The organism is Siminovitchia jepli (assembly GCF_047228825.1).
GTDB lineage: Bacteria > Bacillota > Bacilli > Bacillales > Bacillaceae_C > Siminovitchia.
The window spans coordinates 1-6,179 of record NZ_JBFEGN010000137.1 but is presented as its reverse complement, the minus strand read 5'-3'; the positions used below and the strand labels follow the sequence as shown (position 1 = coordinate 6,179).

Annotated in this window: 6 protein-coding genes; 5 read left to right on the top strand and 1 reads right to left on the bottom strand. The window is 43.4% G+C overall.

Annotated elements, in window-relative coordinates; translation table 11 throughout:
- The first annotated feature begins 441 nt into the window (after positions 1-441).
- The 5 genes from psiE to AB1L08_RS21215 all read left to right on the top strand — a co-directional run bounded on the left by psiE (position 442) and on the right by AB1L08_RS21215 (position 5,171).
- Positions 442-882: a phosphate-starvation-inducible protein PsiE gene (gene psiE, locus AB1L08_RS21235; RefSeq protein WP_413066605.1), complete on the top strand. Its 441-nt coding sequence runs from the start codon at positions 442-444 to the stop codon at positions 880-882.
- Positions 883-960: 78 nt separating this feature from the next.
- Positions 961-1,518: an O-acetyl-ADP-ribose deacetylase gene (locus AB1L08_RS21230; RefSeq protein ID WP_413066604.1), complete on the top strand. Its 558-nt coding sequence runs from the start codon at positions 961-963 to the stop codon at positions 1,516-1,518.
- A gap of 338 nt (positions 1,519-1,856) precedes the next feature.
- Complete coding sequence (locus AB1L08_RS21225) at positions 1,857-2,456, top strand: SAM-dependent methyltransferase (protein ID WP_413066603.1); 600 nt, start codon at positions 1,857-1,859, stop codon at positions 2,454-2,456.
- Positions 2,457-2,571: 115 nt separating this feature from the next.
- Entirely contained in the window at positions 2,572-3,279 is a 708-nt protein-coding gene (locus AB1L08_RS21220) for an MOSC domain-containing protein (RefSeq protein WP_413066602.1), read from the top strand.
- 41 nt (positions 3,280-3,320) lie between these two features.
- Positions 3,321-5,171, top strand: coding sequence for an SLC13 family permease (locus AB1L08_RS21215; protein ID WP_413066601.1), 1,851 nt, complete (start codon positions 3,321-3,323; stop codon positions 5,169-5,171).
- 45 nt (positions 5,172-5,216) lie between these two features.
- Here AB1L08_RS21215 and AB1L08_RS21210 read toward each other — a convergent pair whose 3' ends face one another.
- The gene (locus AB1L08_RS21210; protein WP_413066600.1) at positions 5,217-6,080 is read right to left on the bottom strand and encodes a fructosamine kinase family protein; all 864 of its coding nucleotides are present in this window, start codon (positions 6,078-6,080) and stop codon (positions 5,217-5,219) included.
- Between the last annotated feature and the right edge of the window lie 99 nt (positions 6,081-6,179).

The following is a 6,179-nucleotide window of genomic DNA, read 5'->3' as shown; positions in this document are numbered from 1 at the left end:
ACCCTTACATATAACTTCGACAAAAAAGGTAAAAAACCTTGTTAAAACAACATTTTTTTGTTATTCAGTAGACCCTAATTAAAAAAAATGCTCCCGGGTCACCAGTCCGGGAGCCAATGGCATATGAATTACCTTACATACCTCATACTTCAAAAATTTCAAATACAATTCAAAACCTGATGCTTCTGTTATTGCATAAACACAAAAATGTTTCCCCAGTACAAAATTTAATATAAAAACGTGCTGTTGTCAACGGTTTAACCCAAAATGGGAGTTTTTTACTAAGTCATATTGTTGGAACGAAAAGCAAGGTGGGGGTGGAGGACATGATTGTTTTTCTGCCATACAGGCCTCTTTTCAAAAATGTTTCATTTTCAATTAAAATATAGGGGGGCATTATCAGATAAAATAATGAAATAAAAGCTATGAAGGAGGAAGTGCATGTTCAAACTCAAAAAAGATATTTCTTTTGTTCAATTGATCCCAAAAGTACTGCAAATCATTTTAAATATATCACTCGTTTTGCTCGCCATCATTTTGTCCGTTTTACTGATACAGGAGTTAATGATTTTCGGCCAAATCCTCATTCAAAAACAAAGCAGTGATTATAAACTTTTTCTGGCGAATATCCTTCTTTTCTTTTTATATTTTGAATTCATAACGATGATCGTAAAATATTTTAAGGAAGAATATCATTTTCCCCTCCGCTATTTTCTTTATATAGGCATCACAGCCATGATCCGATTGATCATTGTTGATCATGATCACCCGGTAAATACGTTATTTTATTCCATCGTGATTTTAATCTTAATTATAGGGTATTTCATTTTAAATATCACTCCGAGAGAGCGCCCAGATAGAAAATGGCTTTACAAAAAATAACAGGGAGTACTCATAACCTTTTGTTTTACAGGCGGAAAAGCTATGATGAAGGTATGAAGTGGAAAGGGTGATGTACGAATGGAAGCGGAAATCAATGGAAACACGCTTATATTGATGAGAGGCGATATAACGAAGCAAACGACCGATGCAATCGTCAATGCCGCCAATGGCACTCTTTTGGGCGGCGGTGGAGTGGATGGGGCCATTCATCGCGCAGCCGGGCCGGAGTTGCTGGAAGAGTGTAAACAAATTCGGAAAGAAGTATTAAAAGGGGAGCTGTTGCCGACAGGAGATGCGGTCATGACCCAAGGGTATCGCCTGCCCGCGCAATATGTCATCCATACAGTAGGCCCTGTTTGGCAAGGTGGGGGCCAGCGGGAAGAAGAGTTGCTCGCCAATTGTTATAAGAACTCACTTTGCCTGGCCAGCGAAAAAGGACTGCGAAGCATTTCTTTTCCATCGATATCAACGGGAGTATACCGTTTCCCTATTAAACCAGCCTCAAAAATCGCTCTAAGCTCGATTATGGGCTTTTTAAAAAAACAGCAATTCGGAACAGTAGTCATGACGCTATTTTCGGAGGAGGACTGCCAAACATATCAATCATCTTTGGAAGATCTGTTAAAAGAAATATAGGTTTATTTTGACTGTCCGAAAAGCTTGTATCCTTTAAAAGGTAAACATGTTGAAATCACAACCCTTATTAAATAGAAGGGGAGGGCATCCAAAGAACGAAAAATATACTCCTTAGACCTCCCCTTCGAGCGTGATTAACCGAGTTTAGGCCCGTTTTTTCGATTTCCCGGGTTATTCGATCACGAAAAGCCGAGTTTGATGCCCGATTATCGCGTTTCCTCCACTGTTTAGGCTTCATAAATCAGGTTATGATTTCCCTCCGAGACCATTCGGAGGTTTTTTCATGCACCGCTGTCACGTACAATAGAGTATAAGAACTGAAGAACGGGAGCTTAGTGATGATTGATTATAAATATGATAAATTGTTATCCATAAAAACCGCCGGAGATCACGAAGGATCGTCAGCCCATGTTCACTATCACCGTTATGAGCCGACGCCCTATTCGGCATTGGAGCAGCTTTTTTCCCGCTATAAGCTGTCAAAAAGCGACTGTTTTGTCGATATGGGGTGCGGCAAGGGACGGGTTGCTTTTTTTGTCCACCATCTTTTTCAAGCATCAGCAACAGGTGTTGAAATGAATCTTTCATTGTATGAAGCTGCGCTCAAAAACCAGGCAAGCTATAATAAAAAGCGAAAAGCGGGCAGCGTGAATTTTCACCGTGTATTGGCCCAAGAATATGGCGTACATCCGAGTGACAATGTTTTTTTCTTTTTCAATCCCTTCTCTGTACAAATTTTTATGAATGTCATTCAGCGTATAGGAATTTCCGTGGAACAGTCGCCGAGAACGGTTGATTTGATCTTATACTATCCTGCCAATGAATACGTGTATTATTTGCTGAACCACACACCATTTCAGCTTGTTGACGAGGTTCGGGTTGACTTTTTATATGAAAAAAACGACAATGAACGGTTTTTAATTTTCAGATGGTTTTAAAGGAGGAAGAAAGAGTGCAGGATAAGAATTCCCTTTCCTGCCTTTTCTATGTTTGGCATCCTGATAAAAGAAAGATAAAATAAAATTATCTCTATGTATAAGGTGGAAATCGACAATGGATGCAATTTTAAAAACCGTTTTCGTTGGGCAACCGAAAACCATTGGTGAAAAAGATGCTGAAAACCCGATGGACCGGGAATGGCGGAGCGGGATATTCAAAGAGCCTGTTTCTGGTCCTGTTTGGCTTGGAAAAACAAATTTACAAGGGGATGGCCAGGCGGATCTGAAGCATCATGGAGGGCCGGAAAAAGCGGCGTTCGCCTATCCGCTCGAACACTACGGGTATTGGAAAATAGAACTTTCTGATGCGGGACTGCTTCCCGGAGGAATGGGAGAAAACTTTTCTCTCAGGCATCAAACAGAAGAAGATGTAGCCATTGGTGATATTTACGAGATCGGCGATGCAGTGATTCAAGTATCGCAGCCCAGACAACCTTGCTGGAAGCCAGCCCGCCGATTTAAGATAAAAAACTTGGCTTTGCTTTTGCAAAACACCGGGCGTACCGGCTGGTATTACCGTGTATTAAAGGAAGGATACGTTGAAGCGGGCCAATCCTTTGCACTAATGGAGCGCCCGTATCCATATTGGACAATCGAAAAATGCAACACAATCATGCACACGGACAAGGGAAACGTGGAAGAAGCAATGGAACTTTCCCAATGTAAAGCTCTTTCGGCCAACTGGCAAACAACATTGAAAAAGCGTGCGCTGCGAAAGGAAATCCCGGATATACGGAAAAGGGTATACGGGCCAAATGAATAAACAGCCGCGTGTTGAGTAAAACCTGTTTAGAAAGGATTCAGATGAATTTGGACCTTATATTGACATTTGCAATTTTAGGCATCACGATTATTTTATTTATGTCCAACCGCATTCGGGCGGATCTCGTGGCGGTCATGGCCTTAATGGCCTTTGTTTTGACGGGAATATTAAGCCCTTCAGAGGCGCTTGGCGGCTTTTCCAATTCAGTTGTGATCATGGTCGCAGGTTTGTTTATTATCGGGGCAGGTATTTTACATACCGGGCTCGCGCAAATGGCAAGCAATTTCGTTCTCCGTTCGGCGGGGGAAAGTGAAAATAAGCTGTTTGTGATTCTGCTTGTCTTTGTTGCACTCATTGGTACGTTTATGAGCAATACCGGGACGGTGGCGATCATGCTGCCGATCGTTGTCAGCATTGCCATCAGCATTAACAGCACTCCTTCCAAATTTTTAATTCCGCTTTCGTACGTAGCCAGTTTTTCCGGCTTGCTGACGTTAATCGCTTCCCCGGCAAACTTGATTGTCAGTGAAACACTTGCCGAAAATGGATACAAAAAACTTGGTTTTTTTGATATTACTCCTGTTGGGCTTGTAGGAGTCGTTACAGGTATCCTTTATTTATATTTTGTACGCAATAAACTGCTGCCGAAAGGGCAGAAGCGGGGCAGCTCGGATGATGAACGCCAGCTTTCACCTGAGCAGCTGGCTGTTGATTATCAACTGGGCGGCCGCTTGTATAAAGTTCAGGTGCCCGAAGAATCCGAAATGGTTGGCAAGCGTCTCTCCCAATTAAAAATACCGGCAACCTATCAATTATACATTTTAAAAATTGTCCGGAAATCTGGGGAAGGGCTGAATTTTCTGCCAATCAGGTACCAGGAGATGGCTGGGCCGACGAGCGTTATACAGCCAAAAGATGTATTGTATGTACAGGGTTCACGTGAAAATATTGAAAAAATGGTCAAAGATTTCGGATTGGCGATCGAAGAAGAGCAGTCCGAAGCAGATGAGCTAGTATCCAAACAATTGGGCATTGCAGAAGTTCTTTTGACCCCGCATTCCCAATTCATTGATCAAACGATCAGGGGAATTGGCTTCCGGGAAAAATACAACTTGAATATTCTTGGGATTAACCGGCAAGGCCAATTTGTTTTGAGAGAGCCTTCCAAGCAGCGCCTTCGTTTTGGGGATGCCCTTTTAGTCCAAGGCTCCTGGGACTCCATTGAACTGTTGGCGCAGGAAACGAATGACGTCGTCGTGGTCGGACAGCCGCAAGAACATGCCAGAATGGCAGCGGCAAGCGGCAAAGCGCCCATTGCTGCTGCCATTATTTTATTAATGGTTTTTCTCATGGTGTTTGAAGTGTTTCCAACTGTCATTTCTGTATTAATTGGCGCTCTATTAATGATTTTAACTGGCTGTTTGCGCAATATGGATGACGCTTATAGCCAAGTCAACTGGGAAACCATTGTTCTCGTTGCCGCCATGCTGCCCATAGCGACTGCTTTGGAAAAAACCGGCGGCATGTTGATCCTTTCGGAAATGATCATTAAAACGATGGGCGGATTGGGATCACTTGGCGTATTTGCAGGGATTTATTTATTGTCAATGATTTTTGGCCAATTTATTAGCAATACGGCGACCGCCATTTTATTTGCTCCGATTGCGATGAATGCTGCCCTGACGATCGATGCCAATCCATATACATTTTTAATTGCCGTTGCAGTGGCATCCAATATGGCCTTTGCCACGCCGGTTGCTTCGCCGACAAATGCGATGGTTATGACGGCGGGGGGTTATAAAGTGTCCGATTTTGTAAAAGTCGGTGTTCCTTTAATGGCCATCGTGTTTATCGTCATGCTGTTTGCCATTCCGTTCTTTTTTCCATTATAAATAGGCACCAAAGGCACTTTTGTTTGGGGAAGTGCTTTTTTGATATTATCCAACATAACGCTTTAACACTGCATCAACCTGCGTTCCATACAGTTCACCAAAAATATTCAGGTGAACGAGCAAATAATATAACTGGTACAACGGTTTTTTTTCTTCATAATGTGAATCCAACGAAAAGCGGTCGCTATATGCCCTGTAAAATGCTTGTGAAAAGCCCCCGAACAGCTCCGTAAAGGCGATTTCAAAGTGCCTGTCACCAAAAAGAAAAGAAGGATCAATAAGATACGGGCGGCCGCCGGGGCCGGACATCCAATTCCCTCCCCACAAATCCCCGTGTAAATAAGATGGTTTTGCGTCCCCCGGAATCCAGTCTCCCAGACGTTGAAGCAGCCGCTCCATTTGTTCCCGCCGCTTTCCGGTTATCATGTTGTGCTCGATCCCCAATTCTAATTGCGTCCGCAGCCTCCGGTCACGATAATATTCGAGCCAACTATCGTAAATCCCGTTTGGCTGCGGCAGGATTCCGATATATGTATCCTTTGGAAAGCCATGTTTCATTCCTGCATGTTCATGCATGGCGGCCAATTGGTGGCCGAGCGTTGCCTGTGTATTTTTGGTTTCCTGTCCCTCAATCCACTCCAAAACGAGAAACGCTGCTTCCTTTTCATCAGAATAGGCCAAGACATTTGGTACGGAGATCGTTTCCGTTTCCTTTATATACCACAGTCCTTTTGCTTCCAGTGAGAAAAAATGCTTTGGCGGATTTGGGTGGCACTTGATAAAATACTTGTTCTTTTCCGTCTCCACGAAGAAACTTTCATTAATCGACCCGCCGCGCACCCGCTTCATCTTCCGGATGGCCGTTTGGTCAGCAGCCGCCGCCAAGGCCTTGAGCAAGGTTATTTTCAAATTAAACGCCTCCTTATTACTAAATAGTCTCTCGGCATTCGCCGAGTTAGATGGGTCAAAGGATCTCTTGACCCAACTGTTTGATTCCCCTCCTACTTT

Coding starts and splice junctions, on each gene's coding strand:
- psiE (WP_413066605.1), top strand. CDS start 442: ATGTTCAAACTCAAAAAAGATATTTCTTTTGTTCAATTGATCCCAAAA.
- AB1L08_RS21220 (WP_413066602.1), top strand. CDS start 2,572: ATGGATGCAATTTTAAAAACCGTTTTCGTTGGGCAACCGAAAACCATT.
- AB1L08_RS21215 (WP_413066601.1), top strand. CDS start 3,321: ATGAATTTGGACCTTATATTGACATTTGCAATTTTAGGCATCACGATT.
- AB1L08_RS21230 (WP_413066604.1), top strand. CDS start 961: ATGGAAGCGGAAATCAATGGAAACACGCTTATATTGATGAGAGGCGAT.
- AB1L08_RS21225 (WP_413066603.1), top strand. CDS start 1,857: ATGATTGATTATAAATATGATAAATTGTTATCCATAAAAACCGCCGGA.